13 protein-coding genes are annotated in these 25,537 nt (G+C 40.9%); 9 read left to right on the forward strand and 4 right to left on the reverse strand.

Features of this window, described 5'->3' with window-relative positions:
* The 4 genes from QNH28_RS09290 (at position 1) to QNH28_RS09305 (ending at position 10,458) form a co-directional block, all read left to right on the forward strand.
* On the forward strand, positions 1–711 hold the full coding sequence (locus QNH28_RS09290) for an acyltransferase domain-containing protein (protein ID WP_283911104.1): 711 nt from the start codon (positions 1–3) through the stop codon (positions 709–711).
* A 364-nt stretch (positions 712–1,075) separates the two neighbouring features.
* Positions 1,076–2,314 carry an RICIN domain-containing protein gene (locus QNH28_RS09295; protein WP_283911105.1) on the forward strand — a complete coding sequence of 413 codons (1,239 nt, stop codon included), beginning with the start codon at positions 1,076–1,078 and terminating at the stop codon, positions 2,312–2,314.
* 221 nt (positions 2,315–2,535) lie between these two features.
* Positions 2,536–5,082 carry a winged helix-turn-helix domain-containing protein gene (locus QNH28_RS09300; protein ID WP_283911106.1) on the forward strand — a complete coding sequence of 849 codons (2,547 nt, stop codon included), beginning with the start codon at positions 2,536–2,538 and terminating at the stop codon, positions 5,080–5,082.
* 231 nt (positions 5,083–5,313) lie between these two features.
* Positions 5,314–10,458 carry a cadherin-like beta sandwich domain-containing protein gene (locus QNH28_RS09305; RefSeq protein WP_283911107.1) on the forward strand — a complete coding sequence of 1,715 codons (5,145 nt, stop codon included), beginning with the start codon at positions 5,314–5,316 and terminating at the stop codon, positions 10,456–10,458.
* Positions 10,459–10,648: 190 nt separating this feature from the next.
* Here QNH28_RS09305 and QNH28_RS09310 read toward each other — a convergent pair whose 3' ends face one another.
* Both QNH28_RS09310 and coaA read right to left on the reverse strand, forming a co-directional pair.
* Positions 10,649–11,674, reverse strand: a complete 1,026-nt coding sequence (locus QNH28_RS09310) for a glycosyltransferase family 8 protein (protein ID WP_283911108.1) — start codon at positions 11,672–11,674, stop codon at positions 10,649–10,651.
* Positions 11,675–11,830: 156 nt separating this feature from the next.
* Positions 11,831–12,766, reverse strand: a complete 936-nt coding sequence (gene coaA / locus QNH28_RS09315; RefSeq protein WP_283912097.1) for a type I pantothenate kinase — start codon at positions 12,764–12,766, stop codon at positions 11,831–11,833.
* Positions 12,767–12,942: 176 nt separating this feature from the next.
* Here coaA and QNH28_RS09320 point away from each other — a divergent pair, with 176 nt between their 5' ends.
* Positions 12,943–14,034 carry an alpha/beta hydrolase family protein gene (locus QNH28_RS09320; RefSeq protein WP_283911109.1) on the forward strand — a complete coding sequence of 364 codons (1,092 nt, stop codon included), beginning with the start codon at positions 12,943–12,945 and terminating at the stop codon, positions 14,032–14,034.
* 60 nt (positions 14,035–14,094) lie between these two features.
* A complete protein-coding gene (locus tag QNH28_RS09325; protein ID WP_283911110.1) occupies positions 14,095–14,745 on the forward strand; it encodes a suppressor of fused domain protein in 651 nt (216 codons plus the stop codon).
* A 34-nt stretch (positions 14,746–14,779) separates the two neighbouring features.
* Here the strand turns inward: QNH28_RS09325 and QNH28_RS09330 are convergent, their stop codons facing one another.
* Complete coding sequence (locus tag QNH28_RS09330; protein ID WP_283911111.1) at positions 14,780–15,160, reverse strand: VOC family protein; 381 nt, start codon at positions 15,158–15,160, stop codon at positions 14,780–14,782.
* A gap of 221 nt (positions 15,161–15,381) precedes the next feature.
* Here QNH28_RS09330 and QNH28_RS09335 point away from each other — a divergent pair, with 221 nt between their 5' ends.
* Complete coding sequence (locus tag QNH28_RS09335) at positions 15,382–16,416, forward strand: NADH:flavin oxidoreductase/NADH oxidase (protein WP_283911112.1); 1,035 nt, start codon at positions 15,382–15,384, stop codon at positions 16,414–16,416.
* 359 nt (positions 16,417–16,775) lie between these two features.
* A complete protein-coding gene (locus QNH28_RS09340) occupies positions 16,776–17,213 on the forward strand; it encodes a MarR family winged helix-turn-helix transcriptional regulator (protein ID WP_283911113.1) in 438 nt (145 codons plus the stop codon).
* 89 nt (positions 17,214–17,302) lie between these two features.
* On the opposite strand, the gene QNH28_RS09345 is transcribed toward QNH28_RS09340, so the two are convergent.
* Positions 17,303–18,460, reverse strand: a complete 1,158-nt coding sequence (locus tag QNH28_RS09345; protein WP_283911114.1) for a HupE/UreJ family protein — start codon at positions 18,458–18,460, stop codon at positions 17,303–17,305.
* Positions 18,461–18,717: 257 nt separating this feature from the next.
* Between QNH28_RS09345 and QNH28_RS09350 the strand changes: the two genes are divergently transcribed.
* Positions 18,718–25,533, forward strand: coding sequence for a DUF4350 domain-containing protein (locus QNH28_RS09350; RefSeq protein ID WP_283911115.1), 6,816 nt, complete (start codon positions 18,718–18,720; stop codon positions 25,531–25,533).
* Positions 25,534–25,537 lie beyond the last annotated feature (4 nt).

The following is a 25,537-nucleotide window of genomic DNA, read 5'->3' on the forward strand; positions in this document are numbered from 1 at the left end:
GTGAACATCAGAGCATTGTGTGAAGGGATTAAGCTTGATCCTGCTGCTAGACAGCAGGTTTATGAGTTTCAGATGAAAGAAAATGAATATCTAGTTTATAAACAACATTTTTATTTTGACAGATTTTCTTTTTTTGAATCCGTGCAACAATCGGTTGGCTATCGAAAGCTGCTATTATATTTATTTGTTAGATTCGCAGTAGATGCTTATGAAGAGTATCGTATTCGTAACATTGAGGATGAGATCTATTATGATACATTCTCAGATATTCAGATCTGGTGCATGCAATGTCAGCGTGATTATGGTGAATATGGTATTGAAGAATATAACTGGCTGCAAGAGCATGTTCAGCTTCGTTTATTTCGTTTGGGAAGAATGCAATTTCAACCTTTTGCGATGGACCGGGATTTAGTCGTTGATGGATGTAAAATATTCACTAATCAAATCGTGCTTAATGTGCACATTCCAGCTGGAGCGCCTTTATCAGTTCAAGGTGTAGAGGAATCCTTCCAGTTAGCCAAAGCTTTTTTCAGAGGTATATCGCCGATATTTATTTGTCATTCATGGCTGCTCGATCCGGAATTAAGTGAGATGTTAAACCCGGAATCGAACATTATTCAGTTTCAAAGTCAGTTCAACATTTATGAGGTTGATAAGAGTTCGAAGGAAGCAGAGCAAAGAATATTTAATAAGCTAAGTATCAACCCTTAAGAGTATGAAGAGAACACCCAACTGCAACGGAGAGCAAAAGCCTTTCTAATGGCAGGAGGTAAGCTAGGAAGTGGCTACGGAATTAAAGTACATAAGTAAAGTTGAAATCTTGGCATATTACGGATAGAGAAGACGTACACTGCAAATGAAGTGATGCGTTAACCTGACTCTGGCTGTAATAGCTGGTTTTGGGGATAGCGTTTTGTTTTATCCTAAAACGAAACCGGTTTCAAATGTGCGAGCGCGCCGTGCAATGAAATCAATAAGATCAAAGAGGTGATTCCATTGGGCTGACCCTGAGCAGATATCGTCTTAAGCATTCCTGTGTCCTATAATTTTTTTCATTTATTAGGAGGAGACGACGATGTTGAGAAAAGGAAAAATGCTAAGTCTATTTCTGCTGTTTACACTCATGATTGCTTTAGTGACTACTGGCAATTCAAGTGCAGCCTCGAACTGGAATCTGGTATGGAGCGATGAATTTGACGGGAATTCTCTGAATACTGGTAATTGGTCCGCCGAAATCGGCACAGGGAGCGGTGGCTGGGGTAACAATGAACTTCAGTACTATACTAGTCGTCCGCAGAACCTGCAAGTTACGGGTGGAAATCTGGTTATTACAGCGCAAAAAGAATCCTACAATGGAATGAGCTACACCTCTGCACGGATCAAAACACAAGGACTTAAAAGTTTTACCTATGGGAAAATCGAAGCTAGAATCAAGGTACCTTCAGGCCAAGGACTCTGGCCGGCATTTTGGATGCTTGGATCAAATATTGATACAGTAGGTTGGCCTAAATCCGGTGAAACGGACATTATGGAACGAGTGAACAATAATGCTTTTGTGAATGGGACAGTACACTGGGATGCCAATGGGCATGCCGAGTATGGGCAGGTATCCGGAAATCTGGATTTCTCTCAATACCATGTGTACAGCGTTGAATGGGATGCGAATTATATTAAGTGGTTTGTAGATGGCAACCAATTTAATGCTTTTTATATTGAGAATGGAACAGGCAATACGGAGGAGTTCCAAAAACCCTTCTTTATCCTGCTAAACCTTGCCGTTGGTGGGAATTGGCCTGGAAGTCCAAACGCCTCAACTGCTTTCCCGGCGCAAATGCTGGTTGATTATGTACGTGTGTATCAATCCGCGCCTACCTCAAGCATCGTTAGTGGTGGGATTTATACTTTAGCAGATAAGGCTAGTGGCAAGGTTCTGGACGTAGTGGATGTATCCACAGCAAGTGGGGCAAAGATGCAGCAATGGACTAATTACACAGCCAATAATCAGAAATTTAAGGTGGAAAGTACGGGAGACGGTTATTATAAGCTGACAGCAGTGCATAGTGGAAAAGTATTGGATGTGCCAAACTCATCAACCGCCACCGGCATACAGTTGCAGCAATGGGATGACAATGGTACAAACGCTCAGCGGTGGAGCATTGTAGATGTAGGGGGTGGCTACTACAAACTAATTTCTAAAGTGAGTGGATTAGCTATGGATGTAAACGGAGCCTCAACGGCAGATGGCGCAGCGGTTCAGCAGTGGACGGATAACGGAAGCGATGCTCAAAAATGGTTTTTTACTAAAGTGAACTAAAAGGATCTATTATACGATTATGTTCAAGAAAACGGCAGAGATGCCGTTTTTTATTTTTTTGTAGAATATAGATGCACTTATCAGAAGGCATCATTTCATATTTTAATATTCCTCTATCTGATATACTGTGATTAATAGACTTGAATTCTAAAAAATGCTACTAAAATAGATTGAATTTATTGCATTATCCATAGCATTATACATATTCGGAGGGGTTATCATTGATTGTTGGAACGAAACTCCATATCCCTCGTGTTCGTAAAACTTTGGTCTCTCGCCCAAGGCTGATGCGTAAACTTAATGAAGGAATGGACTACAAGTTGACGCTTATTTCTGCTCAAGCCGGTTATGGCAAAACCACAGCATTAAGTGAATGGATTGGACATTGTGATACGCAAGTAGCTTGGGTTTCATTAGATATGCAGGATAACGATTGGGCTCAGTTTTGGAGTTATGTAACAGCCTCTATCCAGGAGCGTTGCCCTAGGTTTGGATCAACGGTTCAACCCCTTCTGATGAATGGGCCTTCTATGACTTTGGAGCCAGCGATAGTAGCGCTATTGAATGAGTTAAATAACTTAACAAGTGAACTAATTATTATTCTTGATGATTATCATGTCATCGAAACCCCCACAATACATCAGTCTATGGCTTATCTACTTGAGCATTTACCTCCCCATATTCATCTATATATCGTTAGTCGAACCGATTTGACCATACCTACTACCAGGCTTTTGGCAAAAGGTGAGTTACATCGAATCATCATGCAGGATCTGCGTTTTCAACTGGATGAGGGATTTGAATTTTTTCGGGATACAACTGATTTGCAATTAACCAAAGATCAAATTACCGAGCTTTATGATCAGACCGAAGGGTGGATCAGCGGCCTGCAGCTGGCGGCGATCAGTCTAAAGCGAAGTGACAATATAGCTGTATCCATTCAGCAATTTAGAGGTAAACAGCAGCATATATCCGATTATTTGCTAGAAGAAGTATTTCATCATCTTCCGGATTCCGTACGCACTTTCTTACTGGAAACTTCTGTTTTAAATCGGATGAATCATTCCTTGTGTCAAGCTGTAACCGGTCAAATGAACTGCCAAGAGCAATTGGAGAAGTTAGTCCATTTGAATTTATTCGTGATCCCCTTGGATGATCAAAGGAATTGGTACAGGTATCATCATTTGCTTTCTGACTTTTTGCAACAAATATTGTTCAGAACAGATCCAAAAAAGTGGATGCAAGTACATACTCGAGCGGCAAATTGGCTGGAGGAGCATGGTTTTGATGAAGAAGCGGTGGAACATTATATAGAAGGAAAACGGTTCGCAGATGCTGTTCGTTTGATCGAGAAGAATCTTCATACGTTGGTGCAATCGAAAAGCGTTGTTTTGATTCGATGGGTGTCTGCTTTGCCGGAGAACTCTTTTGCAGAGAAGCCGATGATTGAATTGTTTTATATCTCTGTATTGCTGGGAGTTGGAGAATGGAAGACGGCATTTAAGAGAGTAGAGCAGGCTGAAATTCGGTTTCTAGCGTTGCAGGGGAAAATGGATGATGCCCAGTGGAATCAGATTATGGGTAATATTTACTTTTTCTGTTCAGTTACCACCTATTTGCAAAAGGACCTTGAGCGAACGTCGGCATACTTTGAGCTCGTAGAGCAATTCGTGCCAGAAGGTAGTTTGTTTCAAACGATGGGGCGTAATCGATATCAAGGGAATGATGTGTTTGATGATCACTTGGCACTTATTAATGATCTTCACGCAGCGGAAGCCTTCCTATTAAAATGGATTACAGTTTGGGAGAACAAACAGGAGTATCCTTTTGTTGGTTATTTGTATGCTTCTTATAGCAAATTGCTCTATGAATGGAATCGATTGGACGAAGCTGAACGGTATGCAAGTAAAGTCCTTGAACGTAAGGACATGCAGCCTTTCGCACGGATTTTGATTCACAATTACACTAGTGCTTCACGGATTCAGCAAGCCAAAGGAGATCCAGCGCGTGCATCACAGCTGCTTATACAGTTGAAACTGCAAATTGACTCTCCTGACTATGATTTGTTTATGTTAGGTATTGAAGCGGAGCAAGCTTGTTTATCTTTACAGCAGGGTTCGATGCAAACAGCTCTGACATGGCTAGGGAAATGCGGTTTGGCACATACGGATGAGATTCCCATGAATCGAATTGCAGAGTATCTAGCTTTGGCAAAAGTACTTGCAGCCTGCGAACGTTCAGAGAAAGCCTTACAAGTATTGGATCAACTGAATCTGTTATTATCTAAGGAAAATCGTCTCCGAGATCAAATTAAGGTATGTATTGCGCAAAGTATGACGTTTGAGTCCATCGGCCGCACAGAGGAAGCTCATCTGCACTTGGAGACCGCACTACATCTAGCAGAGCCAGAAGGTTATATTCGGAGCTTTATGGATGAAGGTTCTAAGATGGAGGAACTGCTATCTACTTATCTGAAGATACAGATAGGTAGTCTAATTCGCAATCCAAAGGTTTCATTGTTCTATGTGAAGCAGTTGATCCAGGCTTTTAATGTAACCATGGAAGGCAAGCCATCTCTCAAGGAAATACTAACGGAACAGGAAATGAAAGTTCTACATTTAATCGCAAGTGGGCTGTCGAATAAAGAAATCGCCGACAAGCTATTTGTTACAGGTGAAACAGTGAAATTTCATATTAAAAATATGTATAGAAAGCTTGGAGTAAACAATCGTGTACAAGCGCTCCAATGTTTCAATACATTCATATAATAGGTATGAAGCCCCCCTTATACTAAGACTATCCTCCCCTTTTGGGGAGTTTTTTTTTGGAAAAGTTAGTCTTATAGTTAGGTAATTGCTGAGTATTCGACATACAAAGATATTTTGCAACAAGAAATTTTATGAAGAGGAAGTGGGGCAATATCAATTAATGCATACAAAAGCACTTTGGAATTATTTTTACCTGTTAGTAAGTTACATCGGAGGAGAGTAAATATAGCTATGTTAATAACAAAAATATCTGGTTCTACAAAAAGATGGTTGAGAGGGTTTACGATTCGTTTATTAGTAGGACTGATGATATTTTCATCGTTCTCCTTTATATTTACAGGCATAGTTTCAGCGCAAGATGGAAATACAGGACCTGATGGAAGCCCCGGCTGGACCTATTGTGCTGATGAGGGAGAGGATAACACTTGTATCGTTCCAGGGAGGAAGGAAGTCCGTTATTGGTCTACTGAGGGGAATTATAATTATTATTCGAAAATTATAACCGATAGTACGATATGTTCAAATGAAGTAATGGGGGGGGACCCTCAACGCGGAGTTAGAAAACAATGTTATTATCGTGACCTACAGCTTGATAGCGGCGAAATGACTAAAGTCGTTAGTGAGCAGAACAAGACCTTAACGGTTACATTTAATGTGTATGCTAGACAGGCAGGCACTATAGAGGATTTGCGAGAAAAGATTACAGTGAAGAAAACAAGCGGCGGCGCTTATGCACCTCTTGACGTAGAGGACACCGTTACAAACGTGACCTATACAGATACAAGTAGTACGCTTGAAATCCGTTTTAATGACACTTTAGTAGGGGATTCAAATGCACTAAAAATCGATGCGGGAGCATTTGTGGATATCTCAGATAACGCATATAGTCAGCCCATTGAGATTACAAATATTCAGTTTACCCCGCCTGTTCTTACAGCGGATACGGATAACAACTACACCGATAAAGATATAACGATTACGTTTCCTGACGATTCTCTGTGGCGTGAAGCGATCACGGCGGTGTCAGACGGAGGGGCAGTATTAAGTAAAGAGACACAATACGCTGTTGATGCCGGTATGCTCACGATAAAAGCCGGTGTACTGATGACAAAAGGCAGTCATGACATTAGAGTGACAGCGCTTGGTTATCCAGATGTGGTGGTAAGTCAACAGATGATCAAAAAGTATACGGGTAATGGGTCTGGTACAGAAAGTGAGCCCTATCTGATTGAGACTGCCGATCAAATGAGTGAAGTTAGAAACCATATGGAAAGTGGTACTTATTTCAAACTTATAGCAGACATCGATCTAGGAAGTTATACAAGCTGGACGCCAATTGGAAATGATAGTGAAAGATTTAAAGGAAATATAGATGGCAATGGATATAAAATAAAGAACCTAAGTATTCAAAATAATTACACTAGTTATCTGGGGTTATTTGGATTTATAGATACTGGAAGTAAAGTTACAAGTATGAGATTGGAAAATGTCAACATTACAGGTAGCAATTTTATTGGTGCTATTGCTGGAGCTAATGATGGAACCATCGATAATAGCTACGTTACTGGAGTATCTATAAATGGCAGTGGATATATTGGAGGGATGGTAGGATATAGCACAAATGGATCCATTACTAATAGTTATGCGATTGGGTCAGTGAATGGATATTATTATGCAGGCGGCTTGGTGGGGTATGCTTTCTTAGGAACGGTAAGTGATAGCTATGCGTCAGGATCAGTAACCGTGAATAATATTTATGGAATAAACGGCGTTGGCGGTTTGATTGGTTATTCTTACTTTGTAAACATTAGCAACAGCTACGCGACTGGAACTGTAAAGCCTGGACCTGGGACTACTGAAGTTGGTGGTTTGATAGGTAGTTATTACTACTATTTTGGATCATTAGCGAATAGCTTCTATGACAAAGATACAGCACAGCAAGAGGATACAGGAAAAGGTGAAGGAAGAACAACTGCAGAGATGCATACTAAGGCTAATTTTAGCGGTTGGAACTTCGATTCCACATGGTATATCACCCCTGATCAGTATCCTAGATTGTGGGCATTTACGGATTTATCTCCAGGGACTAAAGGCTGGACAACAAAGATTAATAATGTATCTACCGGGATGGAATATTCGCTTAACGATAGCAATTATATTCCAATAACAGACATTGATGCAGATAACATTGTTGTAGATGCGGGAGATCAAATTAAAGTCCGAGTATCAGGAGATATAACAAGCACCAAAACATTGACAGTAGGTGTAGCAGATATTAAGGCCGGACCCACTTTAGGTAGCTTAACGGTGGGAACCACCGCGGGAACTACGAAGCTAATCAATGTAAGTGGAGCTATGGAATATAGAGTCAATTCGGGCTTGTATGAGGAAATTACCGATACAAGTGAGGATAATATTTCTGTCTATGCGGGCGATACGATTTTTGTTCGTCTTGCGGCAACTTCCTCAGAACCAGCATCCTTCGACCAAAAATTAAAAGTTGGTTTAGCGCATATTAAATCAGCAGCAGCGCCAACTGGATTATTGGCGCCAGGAACGATTGGTGGCACGACAAAACTAAATGATGTTTCGGAAAAGATGGAATATAAAATCAATGAGAACCCGTATAAAGGGATTTCCGGTACGAGTGTTGACAACCTCATTGTTAATGAAAACGATACGATCTCAGTTCGTATAGCGGAAACAGCTAAACTACCTGCGTCTGAGGTACAAGAGCTGACCGTTGAATCAGATGTAATAAACCCAAAAAGTGCAGACGCGACCCTAAGCGAACTGACCTTTACCGATGTGACGCTCAGCCCTACATTTTCTAAGGATACATTGACGTATACTGCAGCTGTTGCTAATAGCGTAACGAATACGACAATCACAGCAACCAAAGGGAATAAAGATTCTGTGATCCTAGTGACAGATTTAGGTTCGAAGTCGCTGTCCGTTGGAATAAATACCTTTATTGTTCATGTTACAGCTGAGGATGGTGTCACGAAGAAGGAATATACCGTGACGGTAACTCGTGCGACAAGTTCAGACGCCTCTTTGAGTGCGCTGACGTTAAGTGGAGTGACACTCAGTCCTGTATTTGCTAGTGGCACTTTGTCGTACACTGCTAATGTAGCAAACAATGTGACTAGTACAACTATTGGAGCAAGCACGAATAGTGGGGCTGCTATAGTTCCCGTAGCAGATCTAGGTTTGAAGCTGCTATCGGTAGGAGCGAATACATTCACTGTCCACGTCATCGCAGAGGATGGTATTACTAAGAAAGATTATACCGTTACGGTAACAAGAGCGAAGAGTTCAGATGCCACACTCCGTGCGCTGACGTTAAGCGGAATATGGCTGAGTCCAGCATTTGCAAGTGGCACATTGACGTACACAGCCAATGTAGCAAATGATGTGACAAGCACGACCGTTGGAGCAACTAAGAATGACGGAACCGCAACGGTTTCAGCAGGTGATTTAGGATCAAAGCCTCTGTCCGTAGGAAAAAACATAATTACGGTAACCGTAACAGCGGAAGATGGTTCTACGAAGAAAGAATACACTGTTGAAGTAACCCGAGCGGCAAGTTCGGATGCCACGTTAAGCGACTTGTCCTTAAGCGGAGTAACACTGAGTCCAACCTTTGATGAGGACACTTTAACTTACGTATCCAGTGTAACGAATGATGTGAAGAGCTCTATCGTGGCAGCAGTCACGAATGATGAAACTGCTACGATCTCAGCAGATGATCTTGGTTCGAAGCCTCTGTCCGTAGGAAAAAACATAATTACGGTAACCGTAACAGCGGAAGATGGTTCTACGAAGAAAGAATACACTGTTGAAGTAACCCGAGCGGCAAGTTCGGATGCCACGTTAAGCGACTTGTCCTTAAGCGGAGTAACACTGAGTCCAACCTTTGATGAGGACACTTTAACTTACGTATCCAGTGTAACGAATGATGTGAAGAGCACTATCGTGGCAGCAGTCACGAATGATGAAACTGCTACGATCTCAGCAGATGATCTTGGTTCGAAGCCTCTGTCCGTAGGAAAGAACATAATTACGGTAACCGTAACAGCGGAAGATGGTTCTACGAAGAAAGAATACACTGTTGAAGTAACCCGAGCGGCAAGTTCAGATGCAGCGTTAAGCGATTTGTCCTTAAGCGGAGTAACACTTAGTCCAACCTTTACAAGTGGTACACTGGCTTACACAGCCAATGTAGCTAACGACGTGAAGAGCACTATCGTGGCAGCAGTCACGAATGATGAAACTGCTACGATCTCAGCAGATGATCTTGGTTCGAAGCCTCTGTCCGTAGGAAAGAACATAATTACGGTAACCGTAACAGCGGAAGATGGTTCTACGAAGAAAGAATACACTGTTGAAGTAACCCGAGCGGCAAGTTCAGATGCAGCGTTAAGCGACTTGTCCTTAAGCGGAGTGACACTGAGTCCAACCTTTACAAGTGGTACACTGGCTTACACAGCCAATGTAGCTAACGACGTGAAGAGCACTATCGTGGCAGCAGTCACGAATGTTGGAACAGCTACGATCTCAGCAGATGATCTTGGTTCGAAGTCCTTGTCCGTAGGAAAGAATACATTGACGGTAAACGTTACAGCGGAAGATGGGATCACTAAGAAGGAATATACGGTTACTGTAACTCGTGTAGCAGAAGAAGTTATATCTGGTGGGGGTAGTGGAGGTTCTGGTGCTGGGTTACCGACACCAACATTACCAACAACAGCGACACCGACACCGACGCCAGTAGCGACGCCAATGCCAACTATGGCACCAGCGACGACACCGGGATCTACCCCAACACCAGCGAATAACCTAAGTGATATTTCTGGACATTGGGCGCAGCGCTCCATTCAAGAAGCGTTAACCCTTGGAATTATCAAAGGTTATTCTGATGGCACATTCAAGCCTAATGGTACCTTAACGAGAGCAGAGTTTGCTCTTATGCTGATGAATGCTTTGAAACCGCAAGAAGCTGGAACTAAGCTGACCTTCAAAGATGCAGCGAAGATTGGAGCTTGGGCTCAGGAAGCGGTCGCACAGGCGGTACAAGCAGGTATTATTAACGGCTATGAGGATGGCACATTCCGTCCAAATGCAGAAATAACAAGGGCTGAAATGGCAGTGATCCTTGCCAAGATTCTGGGTAAATCTAACGAAGCAAGTGCCACAACCGGGTTTGCAGACGACAAGGATATTCCAGAATGGGCAAAATCCAGTGTAGCTTACTTGAAGTTAGCAGGTCTTGTAAAAGGGAAAGGCTATAATGAATTTGCTCCCCAGGATCACGCCACTAGAGGAGAAGCTATAACCATCTTATTGAACTTATTAAAACAAATTAACAAATAAAGTGAAGATTATTATAAAAGGATGAATGAAATGCCCAATTACTATTTCAATGAAATCTGGACGCCTCTTAAACTTGTAGGAATCCGTCTGTTTCGGGATGATAATATGGGCGTGTGGATCAAGTTCTGGCACAAACGAAGACGCCGTATTCGAGCCTGATAGACATTTAAGTTGATTAGACCTGCAGCCCCTATCTAATAGGGGCTGTTTTTTTACGTTTAATACGTCTTTGATATTGAATTCTTGTGTTGATTACAGTCCCTTTTCTTCTTCTAATCGTTCTAATTAATTTTAATTGAAACAGCGAGAGGGGTGAGATTCTTGTGCGAATAATTTTAATTCTACGTCTATAAATGATTCGTCTTTTACTTTTTCGTGTGAACCGCCGCTTAACATAGCTGACCTTCCGTTTTCTTCGTTTTAATTTGGCTTTAAAAGCTCTCCAAGGGGTTAGATTTAGGAACTTGCGATACAGCGCAAACCCTGAGGAATCTTTATTCCAGCATTTCTCATCCCCTGCAAAATGGACAATTTTATTATTGTAGTCATGATCTGGGATGGCCATATTAAACGAATTAAAGCGGATATCGAGTGGGAGGTAATTTCCTCCAAAAACCGCATTTAAAACATCCTGGTCAGGCATGGTGACATCAGGGAAAGTGCGCAAAAAGTTCAGCATCTCTTGGTACCAGTTCGTATTCTGGCGGATATTATTCAAAGCAAATACGATCACTCCAGAATTAAAATAAATCTCAGGATTAAGCCCTTTGGCGCTCACAATAGGTGCAACATCCATAATGCCCTGATCCCAAATCGCCCCTAAATATTTTTCATTCAGCTCGACCTGCCACAGCTCCGCGATGTCTATGTTTACCAATACATCACAATCCAGATAAATAATTTTGTCAGCAGGAATTAACGCGGGAAGCAGCAATCGGTACATACTTGCATGTGTCCACATATCGATAGAATTAATATTGGCAAGAACCTGGAGCATATCTTCGGGTAAAGTAATCGAATAAAAGCTAATCGTATGCTGATGTTTGGAGACTAATTTGGTGAGCTTTCGTTTGTTAATTTCGGTTAATGAGGCATCATGTAAAATATGAACATGGATTGGGGAACTTGTATGATGAAAAACTGACGCTAAAACGACACCGGCATGCTCTGCATATTGTCCATCCTTATCTTGAAAGGCCAAGGCGATTTCGATCATTTGATTTATCCTCTCTCTACATTAGTGTACGAATGTACCACAGTATACGTTTGCCCTGGCGAGAGGATAAAGGCATTACACCTACGATATTCACCCAATTTATTTTGCACATGAAAAAACCAAGCTCTGCAGATCAGAGGCTTGGTTTGTAATTTCTTATTTTCGCAGCTTAATGCGATCTATGTGATGGTTGTTATTTTTAAATAGTATAAGATCTGCACGATTTCGGGTAGGCAAAATATTGTGTATCAAATTTTCAAAATTGATCTCTTTCCATATTCTTTTCGAGATCTCGATAGATTCTTCTAATGATAACTGTGCATATTTTTTAAAATAAGATTGCTCATCTTGGAAGGCGGTATCTCTAAGCTTAATAAACCGGTCGATATACCATTTCTCTATATTATTCACATCAGCATCCACATAAATTGAAAAATCAAAGAAATCAGATACAAAATAGTTTGGCATATTTTGATTAATCGTCAAACTAGTCTGAAGAACATTTAATCCTTCAACAATTAGGATGTCCGGATTCTCAATCGTAATATATTCATTTGGCACAATATCATAAGTTAGGTGCGAGTATACAGGGCTTTGAACACTCGAAACACCAGACTTCACTTTAGTTAAAAATGAAATTAAACTACGTGTGTCGTAGCTTTCAGGAAATCCTTTTTTCTTCATGATTCCACGTTTTTCTAGCTCGGCATTGGGAAGTAAGAACCCATCAGTCGTAACTAGATCCACTTTTGGATGGGAAGGTAATTGTGAGAGGAGCTTCTGAAGAAGTCTAGCGGTTGTACTCTTGCCAACAGCTACACTTCCGGCGATACCTATGATAAAAGGACCTTTTTTAAGATCGTTATTCAGAAAGTGATTTATAGATTTTTTAAATGTATGAGACGCTTGAAGCTGCAAATTTATTAATTGGGACAGAGGAAGATAGACCTCATTTACATCCTCAATCGAAATTTTATCGTTAATACTTTGGATATCGGTAAGCTCTTCTTCTGATAATTGGATAGCAGTGAAATCGCTTAGCTTCTTCCAATCCTCACGTAAATAAAGTGTATACGCTGAATTATTCACCATTAAAGTTTCCACATCCCTGAGTTTTTTAATTCATCTGCACTTAGGTATTATAACCGTTCATTCAACTTGATTCCATTCATAGCAATCGACATTAGTATGGACATTAAGGGGAATCCATTCCAATAAATAGGAAAATAAATTAAAATATACTGAATGAGAAAGGATGGAATGGAACAATGGGAGTTTTTCGAAAAGTTGAAGTATTAACGGATTACACGCGCAAGGGTACGTTCCAAGAAGAGTCAGAGCGCAGAAAAATCGTGATAAGTATTTATTTTCCGGATACGGATGGTTTGCTTAATAACGACGAAACTGAAATCAAATATATGGAACTTTTCCACCCCTGTGAACTACAAGCGAGAGCAATTCTACAAGATATTGGTATGAATATGGATATCATAGATGGATTATCTACCTCAATCAGCGAGGGAGCGTTGCAACGAAAATCTAAACGATCCTATCCTGTCATTATCTACTCTCCTGCACTAGGGTTAGATAGAGATATGTATATTTACAATATACAATCACTAGTAAAGCGAGAATTCATAGTGGTAACCGTCAGTGCTGCTTATGAAGCGATGTTTACAGTTTTTCCAAGTGGAGAATTTATGAATCAATCAGAGGTCATGAGGACAATACAGGCTACAGATTATACCGAATTACATCACTTAATTTCTATTCGAAAAAAAGATATACAGTATGTCTTGGATTACCTATCCAATCTGAACTCTAAGGCTGAGGATATGATGGGGATTTTCGATATGGATAAGGTTGGCATTGTTGGACATTCAATCGGCGGTGCTACTGCATTAGATTTAACTATGGAAGTTGATAGAATTAAAGCCGCAGTTTTATTAGATGCAAGTATGCATATATATATTGAGAATGAAGTGAAGAATAATACGGTACCCCTACTTGTATTAAGGCAAAAAGCTTCTACATTAGAAGCCTTAAGTAATATTTTACAGGAGAAAATAGCAAAAGATTTCATCAAAGGACAAGAGAAGCTTTTTCAGAATTGGAACGGATATAAATCTTTTTTGAAAATACGGAAGGCTACACATATGTCCTTTAGTGATATGCCTCTTTTTGAGGAGGACGAGACTTTGTATCAAAGAACATGTGGAATTCATAATCAGATAAATGAGCTTGTAGCTAATTTTTTTCAAGAGCATCTATTGAATCAGGGGAATGCTTATTCTACATTAATTAGCCATAAATATAGTGATTTCTGTGTGATCAATGGTAGTGGAGAAGAAATTCTGTAATTTAGCAATAAACTCTCCTTCGTTTATACCGATAAACATATATAAAGGAGGGGATTATGAATGCATTCTGCTCAGTCTCATCAGATGATATGTACTCATATTGAACAATACATAGGGGTAATTGATAATGTTTTTAAAGAGGTTATTTCAGATGCTCTGTCCGTTGATATTCTAATTGTTAACCCGACGCCTGAGCGGAATTACTATACTTTAATTACATCAGGAATGAGTGAATTTGCGATGCAGGTTCCGGATGGCGCAGAAGAATATCAATATACTGAATTAATGATTTGTCTACCTCCTACATGGAAGCTGTCTGATGAGGCTTTTAAGGATGAAAGAAATTATTGGCCTGTACGTGCCCTAAAAACAACGGCTAGGTTTCCACATAAATATAATACTTGGCTCTATATGGGTCATACGCTAGTCAACGGTAATCCAGTACAGCCTTATAGTGTGGATACAGGATTTCAAGGGATGTTCGTGTGGGTACCAGATGTTGAAGATAAAGCTGGATTTTTTAATTTGGAAATGAACAGCGAGAAAGTGGTGCACTTCTATACTTTAATCCCGCTTTATGGAGAAGAGTTAGATTATAAAGTTAAGCATGGCGAGGAAGAATTACTTAATAAGTTAAATAAAATTGGGGTTACCGATGTTCTGAATCCTACCCGTAAAAATAGCTGTAAGAAGATATTTGGACTCTTTTAAAAATAAGAAAAACGGCCGAGGGCCGTTTTTTTTCTTATCCTTTGATCCCAAAAGCAATCCAGCGCCCATCGATATCTTCAATAACAAATTCCTTGTTATTATAGTCGGTGTTTGCTAATGCTCGGACAATGTTAACACCAGCGGCTTCGAATTCTTTTTCCAGCTGCTCTTGCTGTTTCGTAATAAAATAGGCATCGTAACCATAGCCATACAATTCTCGATTAGGAATAACTCTTTGTCCTTGGGATTGAGTCAGGATAATTTCAGTATCATCACGATACAGACAAATATGCGGTTCCTCCGTATCTAAATAGGGCACAACTTGAAAGCCTAAGTATTGACTGTAATAAGCAGCCGTTCGCTCAATATTCAGGGTAGGAAAGATGCTATGTGATTGTAAAAGCTTTTTGTCCACTTGTGAGTTCATCCTTTCTAAGAAAATAGATACCCATATATTACCTTGCGACAAAGATTTCAACAATACGTGGAGCTATTAATTCGCAGGAGACATTCATGGTTGACACCATAGATATTCTATAATAATATACATGCATGAGCATACATTAATTAATTTCTGCTAAAACATGTTTTTAATGTTCATAATAAATTTAGTTTTTTATAAAGAGGAGAGAGATCATGAAGAACTTGTTCACCCCGTATGAAATGAAGGATTTGAAATTGAAGAACCGCGTGGTTATGCCTCCAATGTGTCAGTATTCAGTGACTAACAAGGATGGGATTGCTACCGATTGGCATTATAATCATTACGTAAGCCGCGCCATTGGAGGAACAGGATTAATTATTATTGAAATGACTGATGTAGAGCCTGATGGCCGAATTACTGATTTTGACCTTGGTATTTGGTCCGATGAACAGATTCCTGCACTGGCTAGAATTGTTGAGGCTTGTCATTCCTATGGAGCAAAAGTAGGTATTCAAATTGCTCATGCTGGGCGTAAGGCTGAAGATGCAGCGGTTCCTGTATCCTCATCTGCCGTTCCATTTGACGGTAACTCCAAAACACCACGTGCCCTAACGACTGAAGAAGTAAAGGGTATGGTTGAGAAATTCCGGTTGGGCGTGAAGCGTGCGATTCAAGCGGGATTTGATGTTATCGAGCTTCATGGTGCGCACGGTTACCTAATTCATCAGTTCCATTCACCACTAACGAACAAAAGAACAGATGAATATGGCCAAGATTTGACCTTGTTTGGTACTGAAATCATTCGTGCAGCGAAAAGTGAAATGCCTGAAGGAATGCCATTGATCATGCGTATCTCAGCACAAGAATATGTAGAGGGCGGATACGGCATTAAAGAAAGCTTGGCATTTAGTAAAGCTTATAAAGAAGCTGGCGCAGATATTTTCCATATCAGTGCAGGTGGTGAAGGTCCTATCGCGGCTGCTGGCAAGCCAGGAACACATGCGGCGTATCAAGTTCCTTTGGCAAGAGAAATCAAATATGGCTTGAATGTTCCAGTGATTGCTGTAGGTAGATTGGACGAACCCGCTCTTGCTAATGCAGTGATTGGGAATGAGGAAGCAGATCTTGTTGCAGTTGGTCGGGGGATGCTGAGAAATCCATATTGGACCTTAGAGGCTGGAGTTGAGCTTCAGCAAGACCCGGGTATTCCTCGCCAGTATGCCTTTGGATTTCCTAGAATTAAATGAAATTAAACTTGGGAATGGGAACGGAGTGACGAAGAGGATTTTGGAACTTTAGGAGCGATAGCGTCCGCCTTTGTCTCCGGATTTCAACCGCTATAATCGGTATAAATTAAGAAATCCGGAGACAACAGCGGCTGGAAGTCCAAACATTCACTGTAGTTGCGACTGATCCTTACCCTCAAAGTATTTGCAGTATAATTATAATCGAAATAAAATGATATCATTTGGAGAGACCGACTTCTTGGAGAAACGGTCTTTTCTCTTTTTTGGATTAAGCTTGGCACAATGGATGTGGAGTGTAGTACTATTATATAGAAGAAAAAATTCATGAATAGTCATACGCTCAGGAGATGAATAGATAGATGGACAAAATTCTTAACAATGACCTTATTGCGAATTGGTTGACGTTAACACATATACAAATGAATGTGACGAATGAATTAGAAGTTAATTTGCAAGCGAATCATGATTTATCTTTAAAAGAGTTCTACTTGTTATTATTCTTGTCGGAGGCCCCAGAGAAAAAACTGAAATTGCAGAAACTCGAATCCATGGTTGGTTTAAGCCAAAGTGCGGTTTCACGGCTAGTTAGTCGTTTTGAAGCCAAGGGCTGTGGAGCTTTAGAGAGAAAAGCATGCGATAGTGATCGCAGAAGTATTTATACCTCCCTAACCTCCATAGGTGAAGCAAAGCTCATCCGTGCACAAGAAACCTTTAAAGACACGCTAATGACGTCATTCCCGGAAAAAGATGTGGAACAGCTTCTAGCGCAAATGCTTCGTATGAAGCAACAATCTTGAATCAACACAAAAAACCTCTGTTTTGGTAAATGGATCGCATTCTCCATTTCCCATACAGAGGTTTTTTGCGTGAGACTATAGGATTTATTCTAGAAGAACAATCTCTCCACTAGCCAAAAGGCGCCAAGTGCAGTAATTAACCAAGAACCATAGGCAACGACGGGCTTGTAGAAGTTTCTTTTTTGGAGAAAAATAAGCACCGGAAGCAAAACAATAACAATACATAATTGGATAAATTCAATTCCTACATTAAAGCTCACCAGATCTACAGCCAAATGTGCTTTTGGCAAGTTCATTTCTTGAAGAATATCCGCAAAGCCAATACCATGAATGAGTCCGAACAGGAAAGTTATGAGTGCGCGGAATCGTATCTTTTTACGGAAAATATTCTCCAGTGCAACGTAGCAAATACTGAGTGCAATTACAGATTCAACAACTCGTGAAGGCAAGGAGATCCAGCCAAGGACTGCGAGTGTCAACGTAATGCTATGTGCTAAAGTGAAAGCCGTGATAATTGCAGCATATTGTTTAAGCGTTTGTTTTCTTAATAATAGAGCGAACAGGAATAATAGGTGATCATAGCCGGTAAGAATATGGTTCATTCCCAGTTTAAAAAAAGAAAACCAATCGGATGAGGACCCAGAATTACCTGATGAAGACGAATTGGTAGATGATGTTAATTGCTGCTCCTGTTGATCCTCCGTTAGAAGCATGGTCCACGTGCGCTCTTTTCCTTGCAGTACGGTTTCGCTAGTCTGATCGCCGTTATGTGCAGTAATTAAATTGACATACGGTGAACTTGTAGCTTGTGAATATAAGCCATCATTGATTGCGATGGTTTGTCCAGGCTCAAAGGCTGGATATGTAAAATTCCAAGTCACTACTTCTTTATCCCCTTTTTTATCAAGGAATAGGTCTTGAAGCTCGGGAGCTTGTTGTTGATCATTCATTTCCAAAATGACACTATCTTCGATCCATTCTTCTAAACGATGTCTATTGGTCTCGATTTCATTCTCTTCCAGAATTCCATTTCCGTTGGTATCTATGTTATCCATACTTTCAATAATCGAGATAACATCCAGTGAAAATGAAAAATCAGTCTTGTCCTTATTAAAAGTAACAGTGGTATAACTGGCACTTAGAGGATGGGCTGAAGCAGTTAGGTGAGAAGAAGTGAAAGAGATAAGAAGAATTGCGATGAAGATCAAAGATTTAAATACGTTGGAGCGGATATTGCGAGCTGACAAAGAAGTTCCCCCTTGAAGATCATTATGTATTGTAATGAAGTTATTACAGTTGATGATAAGCTAGAATTGTCATTGGAGTGTTAATTAATGTATAAAAAAGGTCAATTATTAAAGGGAATGGAATAATAAGAATTGTGATTATTTAATATTTTTTAATAAAACTTAACATAACTAAATATTAGAATAATAACTCGTTTACAAAGTTCGTTTATTATAATAGTATAACTGGATATGTTATACAAGGAGGAATTTTGTTCATGAGTTTGAAGTTTATGAGAGTAAAAAAACGGACAAGTTTAGCATTGGTTATACTGATGTTATTGTCCATGATTCCACAAGGCTTGTTCTTGCCTAAGGTTGCAGGAGCTGCTTCTGCGCATGTGGTAATCAGTCAAGTTTTTGGTGGGGGAGGGAACTCAGGGGCTCCATATTCCTACGATTTTATCGAGCTATATAACCCTACCGACGAGAATGTAGATTTGAATGATTATGCAGTTCAATATGCTTCAAGTGCCGGAAAGTTCACGGCCATAACACCTTTAACAGGTAAAGTTATTAAAGCACATGGTTTTCTGCTGATTCAGGAGAAAAAAGGAGCCAATACAATTGCTGAATTTCCTGTTACAGCTGATGTAACAGGTTCTATTGATTTAGCTGCAAAATCCGGAAAGGTTGCACTCGCAAACACTCAGACTGCAATCACTGGGATCTCCGATCCAGCAGTCGTTGACTTCCTAGGATATGGTAGTGATGCTACCGAATTCGAAGGAGCAAAGACAGCTTCTCTAAGCAATTCAACAAGTGCACAACGTAAATCAGAGGACGGCAGCAACTCTGGACCAGGCAAAGGCGCTGGACTAGATACGGATAATAACAGTACGGATTTCATAGTGGCATCTGTACTTGCTCCAAGAAACTACGATACCCCTGCTGTTGTGATTACTAAAAGCTCGCAGCCTCTGGGACAAAACATTCAATTTACTAACCAAGGTACTGTAGGTACAGTTACTGGAGATATTGCGTCTGTTACAGCAGACACTTATGTATCCTTGTATCTAAATGATCCAAGTACAGGTTCAGTTGCGGTTACGAATGCTGTTTATGCAGATGCGTCAGGGGCATTTAACAATTTAACCTTTGATAATACAGGCGGCAGTACGCAAGTTTATTTAACGGCTAAAGATCTAGATAAAAGTGCAAGTAATCCTGTAGTTATACGTTTGGCTGCGCCAAGTGCAGCACTTAATCCGGACAAGCTTAACTATTATCTTGATTCCCAAGGTGGAGGTAGAATTGTAGGTGTGGCAGGTGCTGCTGTTCCTAATTCAACAATCTACAGCTACAATAGCTCCACAAATGGAAACAGATACTCCAATACAGCCGATGGAAAAGATTACGTTGTAGCAGGAGCAGATGGAGCTTTCACATTTACTCTTAAAGGCGGTTCAGATGATGTCTATGTATCACAGTTGACCGTAACCTCTAATGGTAGAAATTTGGAGGGGCCTAGAACTGTAGTTACAAAAGAAGACACATCGGTTATTACACCGATCGGCACGTTACGCACCAATGACAGCAATGGTAAATCAGACAAGATTAATCAAGTGTTTACCATTCAAGGTGTAGTTATCGGAAATAACGAATTGACTGCAAGTAATACGTTCTACATGCAAGATGCTACAGGAGGAATCGCGGTCTTTGGAACCCTTCCAACAGGCGTTACCGTCACACAAGGTGATTTAGTGACAGTAACAGGAGCGATTCAATTTTATAACGGATTAACTGAAATTACCCCAACGAAAGTTGTTAAAAATGGTAAGGCCACGCTTCCTACCCCAACAGAATCTACTTTGTTAGATCTAATCAATTACACAAAGGCAGAACCACTGGAAGGATCATTAGTACAATTCACAGGTAAAATCACTAACATTCCAGCAATGGCTGGTAATGGATATAACATTACGGTTGCAGAAACGGTTACGAATAAAACGATTACGGTTCGTGTCACTACAGCTAGTGGAATTGATGTTCCGACGAAGCTGGAGAAGGATTTAACTTACACATTTACCGGGATATTCAGTCAGTATGTGTCAGGTACTACTTTTAAGAGTGGGTATCAGGTATTTCCTAGGTCTATCGAAGATGTAAAAGAAGTTAAAGAACTTGCTCTTACGCATCAAGCGATTACACAGGCTTATGCGAATGCGGAAATTCAATTTGCCGCTAAAGCTAAAAATGCTGATTCTGTAATTATTCACTACAGAACCATTGGTGGGGTATATGCTTCATTACCAATGAATAGTACTGATGGCAGCAGCTACACAGCACATTTGAATTCTAGCTTTGTTGCTTCAGGTAATAGTTTTGAGTATTACATAGAAGCTAAGATGGGTGAAGTCACTAAGCAGTCGGGTACACCGGATGCACCCTTTAAAGTTTCTGTGGTTGAAGATACATTTGCACCTGAGTTTTTCGAAGAAACTCCAATGTCAGGTACGAAGATCGAAGATAGACAGCCAGTAATTTCCGTGAAATATGATGAACCAAGCGGTTTGGATGCATCCACATTAGTAGTCAAGCTGGATGGAAATACTGTTCCAGCTAGCATTAACGGAGATACCATTATGATTACTAATAGTAGCGAACTTGCGATTAGTGATCATACGGTTGTCGTGAATGTTAGTGATAACAAGCATAATGCGGGAACGTATAAATGGACCTTTACAATTACACCTATCTTTACAGGTGGTAACCACTATCGTGGAACCACTCATAATCACACGAATATTTCACATGATGCTGCGGGTACCCCTGAAGACGCTTTGAAGGCGGCCGAAGCACATAACTATGATTTCTTCGCTTTTTCAGACCATTCGCATGATATTGATGCTGCGATGGTAGGCTCGGATACCGTAGATCATAAAGGTCAACCGGAACGTACGGGTGGAGCAGATTGGAAATTAACGAAGGATCTAGCGAAGCAATACACTAAAAATGATAGCTTTGTTGTATTCCCAGCGTTTGAAATGACTTCAACTACTTGGGGTCACTCCAACGTATTTGGAACCGACAATTTCATTGATCGTAAGCAGAATTCAGGTCAATATCAAGATTTGAGTAAGTATTATGCATGGGTTTTGACGTATGACGATATCGTGGCCCAGTTCAATCATCCTGATATGTCAGCAAATGCATTTAATAACTTCGCACCCTATGATAAAAATGTTGATAAATTGTTCACCATGTTTGAAGTGGGGAATGGATCAGGTCACTATGGTTATGCGAATGCAGAGAGTAAATACTTCAAAGCACTGGATCTGGGATGGCATGTAGCCCCAACTTATGGTGAAGATAACCATGATGGTACATGGGGTCAGACCAATGCAAGAACAGTAATCGTATCCGATGATTTGACGCAGGAATCCTTGCTCCAGTCGATGCGTAATATGCGCGTGTACATGAGTGAAGATCCAAACTTTACGTTAGATGTTCTTGCGAACGGTAGTTACATGGGCGCAACAGTAAAGGGTAATACCCTTAACTTCTCCATCGCAGGAAAAGATGATGTTGCAGAAGATAAGAGCAAACCTGAATATAGTTACCTCAGCAGTTCTTATAAATCAGATGATCGTGTTGCTAAGGTAGAATTGATCACTAATGGCAACAAAATTATCCAAACAGCAAAACCAATGACCAAAGATTTCACTTGGAGTCCTTCTGTCGAAGTATCAGGCGGTCAACAATGGTTCGTTGTGAAGGTAACACAAATGGACGGAGAGCAAATTTATTCCGCACCAATTTGGTCACAAGATGTAACTACAGATATTAAGATCAGTGGTATTAATATTGTAGGCAACAGCTTGGTTTCCGGTAGTCCGACTACCTTGGAAGCGGGATTAACTAACCTTGGATCGCAGGATCTAAGTAATCTTAAAGTTCACTTCTATTATGATGTTGTTGACTCGGCTCATTTGATTAATGAAGTTGTAGTTCCTTCCGTATTATCAAAAGGTACGGCAACGGCGCAAGTATTATGGTCCAATCCAGTTCAAGGCAATCATAAATTAATTGCAGTTGTAGATGCGCCGCCTGGCGATTCACCAGATGATAATCAGTTCGAATTGGAAGTGACCATCAAGGCTTCCTTGGGAATTAAAGTATTGATCGATGCCTCGCATAAGAATGAGAACACATCGACCGATGGAAGCACGTATAAAGATAATCTGAAAAGCTTTACCACCCAACTTCGGCAGGAAGGTTACACTGTCGTAGAAAATACTGGAGCGATTACTAACGCGACGTTGACGGATGTAAGTGTCCTTATGTTTACACATCCTTCAGCTGCTGTAACGGATGCTGAAAGTGCGGCAATTGCTGATTTTGTAGCGCGTGGAGGCTCATTGTTCTTAACAGAGAAAAGTAATAACGGTAGTTCAAGACCTACCATCAGTAATGATCTACTAGCGAAGATAGGATCTACGATTCAGGTGAGTAATGACGGTATTTTTGATACCAGTCCTGAAGGTAACTTCTGGTCTCAACCTGTAGGAACGAACACATATACAGTTAGACTGCATCCAGGATTAGTGAAAAACTATATTACGGATCGTGCATTGACGGTAGAGTATTATAGTGGTGCTAGCTTGGAAAAAGTTGGACATGAAGCATTAGTAGATACGGATAAAGTAACCATCCTTGTATCAGGTAATGAAACGACATACCAAGATAAGATCGCTGCCGGCGGATACGTTTATGATATTATCGATGACGGTATTGGTGGCTCGGCAATTCCTGCAATTGCTTCAGAAGAAGTAGGGAAAGGGCGCATTATTGTCTCCGGCATGAACTTTGTGAATGATAAGCAATTGGATGAATCTTATAATCCTAAAGGTAACAATGAACTTGGATTGAATTCTATCAATTGGCTCGCTCACAGAGAAACGAAGATCGACACTATTGCTAGTCTTAAAACACAACCAGAAGGAACAGCTGGAGTAGTTGAGGGAACAGTCGTCACTGGCTCGGACATCTTCTTCGATGCGTTCTATGTTCAGGACGCTTCAGGGGGGATTATGGCCTTTAAAGAAGTTCCTGAGAAAAGTTTGGTTGAAGGGGATACAGTCAGAATTTACGGAAAGACGAAGCTATTCGAGAACAACTATGAGCTTGAATTTGATTCGTTCGCGATGGATGTGATTAAAACAGGACATACGGATCCGGTGCAGCCACTTACATTAACTACAGAACAGGCTAATTCGGATAATAATCAAGGGCTGCTAGTGAAGGTTGCAGGTAAGGTAATTTCTCAGTTTGATGAGAACTCCTACGTTATTGATGATGGATCTGGTCCAATTCTTGTTTTTGCGGATGGATATATCGTGAAGCAAAGTGGGCCTGTTCCGGTACTAGCTGTGGGTGATACACTGATCGCAGTAGGAATTACCGGTAAGAATACAGAAGGAACTCGTATCCGTGTGCGGAATACGAAGGAACTGGCTAAAGGTACAGATGAGCCAACACCTACGGCAACAGTATCACCAGAACCAACGCAAGCACCGGTTGTGACGCCAGAACCGACAGCAACGCCAACGCCAACACCGACAGCAACGTCGACACCTAAGCCAACAGCAACGTCGACGCCAAAACCAACAGCAACAGCAACGTCGACACCAGAACCGACAGCAACGTCGACGCCAGAACCGTCAGCATCATCGACGCCAACAGCAATACCAACGCTAACACCAGAGGTGACACCATCACCAACACCAGATCCAACGTCACCTAGCTCGGTGTGGACACCAACACCGACAGCAACTGCGACAGCTACACCAGTACCTGCTAGTCATTCAGCACAGTTGGATAACGTTAAGATTGCAACGAAAACTGAATTGGGTAAGGAGGGGGTGACGTACGATAAAGTATCTATTGATACGAATTCGCTCACTCAAGCCCTACTAGGTCATTCACAAGTGGTATTAGGAATTCAAGGTTCCACGAATCCTATTCAGGTTCAGCTTCCATTACAGGCATTTGCACCAACGGATGGTTCTAGATTGAACTCCAGTCTGAAGATTGAGAGTAATCAGTTCTTCTATACCCTTCCTTCAAGTGTGATTCCTACGGCAGAGTTATTAAGAAGTCTGGGTGTGGATATAAAAGATATCACCATCACTATAGTGATTTCTAAAGTGGATGAACAACAAGCCGGTCTTATTAATCAAGCAGCCAACCAAAAGAGTGGCAGCTTGCTAAGTCCAGCATTTAAGTTTGAAATCACCGCTGAAGGTAATGGCAAGACGATTAAGCTTAATAACTTTGGTACGACTTATGTATCCAGAGGGATAGCGCTGGATACAGCACTTGATCCACGGGTTAGTACCGGAGTCCGTTTTGACGAAGCAAGTGGAGAGCTTGTATTCGTGCCTACTTACTTTACAGTAACAGGAAACAAAGCTTTGGCAGACATGAAACGAAATGGAAACAGCATCTACACAGTCATTCACTCTGATGTTACGTTTAATGATATTAAAGGTCATTGGGCGCAGAGCGATATTGAACTTCTTGCTTCTAAATTAATTGTTAAGGGTGAAACCTCTACACGTTTTGCACCTGAACAGCAAATTACACGAGCGGAGTTCGCAGCCTTACTTGTACGGTCACTTGGGCTCGATGCTCAAGGGACAGCTGTGAAGTTCAAGGATGTGAAGACAAGTGATTGGTTCTATGGCGCTGTTGCCGCGGCAACAGATGCGAAGATTGTAAATGGGCTTGAAGATAACAGCTTCCACCCATTAGCACCGATCAGCCGTGAAGAAATGGCAGTGATGACGCTTCGTGCACTGACCTATGCAGGCTATACTTCATCTGCATCGAACTCAAGTAATGTTTTAGCTTCATATAAAGATAAAGGATCTATTGGAAGCTGGGCTGAAGCAGCTGTCTCCGAATTAATCGCTAACCAGGTTATGAATGGGATGACAGAGACTACCTTCGCTCCTAAAGCGTTGGCAACTCGTGCACAAGCGGTTAAGATTCTTAAACAATCTCTACAATCCATTAAATTCATAAACTAATTGT

The sequence above is a fragment of the Paenibacillus sp. G2S3 genome, assembly GCF_030123105.1.
Classification (GTDB): domain Bacteria; phylum Bacillota; class Bacilli; order Paenibacillales; family Paenibacillaceae; genus Paenibacillus_AQ.